Annotated in this window: 1 protein-coding gene; it reads left to right on the top strand. The window is 62.7% G+C overall.

What is annotated here, in order from left to right; all coding sequences use genetic code 11:
- On the top strand, positions 1-1,108 hold a 1,108-nt coding region (locus tag AC1RDS_RS20960; RefSeq protein ID WP_492227361.1), incomplete at its 5' end, for an IS256 family transposase.
- Between the last annotated feature and the right edge of the window lie 70 nt (positions 1,109-1,178).

The raw sequence follows: 1,178 nt of genomic DNA, 5'->3' as shown, positions 1-1,178 counted from the left end.
GGGCGCGGAGATGAGTCACCACCTGGGCTACGCCCCCGGCCAGGCCAAGCCCGAAGGGGCTGCGGCCAATCACCGCAACGGCAAGAGCGCCAAGACCGTGCTGACCGACGCCGGCGCTCTGCGCATCGACGTTCCCCGTGACCGCGAGGGCACGTTCGAGCCGCAACTCATCGGCAAGCATGAGAGGCGCTTCACCGGCTTTGACGACAAGATCGTTGCCATGTACGCACGCGGCATGACGGTGCGCGAGATCCAGGGCTTTCTGGCCGAGATGTACTCGGTGGACGTCTCGCCCGACCTCATCAGCAGCGTCACCGACGCCGTGATGAGCGAGGTCACGGCCTGGCAGAGTCGCCCGCTGGAGTCGATGTACCCGGTCGTGTTCTTTGACGCGCTGAGGGTCAAGATCCGCGAGGATGCGGTGGTGCGTTCCAAGGCCGTGTATCTGGCCCTGGGCGTGCTGCCCGATGGCAGCCGCGACATCCTCGGGATCTGGATCGAGAACACCGAGGGCGCCAAGTTCTGGATGAAAGTGTTCAACGACTTGAAGACGCGCGGTGTCCATGACATCCTGATCGCTGTCACCGACGGGCTCAAGGGCATGCCAGAGGCACTGGGCACGGTGTTCCCGGCCACGACGCTGCAAACCTGCATCGTGCACTTGATACGCAACAGCCTGGACTTCGCAAGCTGGAAGGATCGCAAGGCGCTGGCGGCGGCCATCAAGCCGATTTACACGGCGGTCAGCGCCGAAGCGGCCGAGGCCGAGCTGCTCGCGTTTGAGGCAGGGCCGTGGGGGCAAAAATTCCCGACCGTCGTAGGCGCCTGGCGCAGGGCCTGGGACAAGGTCATTCCGTTCTTCGCCTTCCCGCCAGAGGTGCGGCGCGTGATCTATACGACCAATGCGATTGAGAGCGTGAATGCGCGGCTGCGAAAGATCATCAAGACGCGCGGGCACTTCCCCAGCGATGACGCGGCCACCAAGCTGATCTGGCTGGCACTGCGCAACATCACCGAGGACTGGGGACGGGCGGCCAACCACTGGAAATCAGCGATGAACCAATTCGCGATCCTCTACGAAGATCGGTTCACGAAATCGAGCACGTAAGATAGTCAACCAGCTTCACGAAATCGGTGAAGGTTCAATGAGCCTCACACACAGAAATTCGGACAGGCCC

This window comes from Acidovorax sp. GW823-FHT02H02 (genome assembly GCF_058797075.1).
Note: the sequence above shows the minus strand (reverse complement) of the source record. Positions and strands in the feature narration are given on the sequence as shown.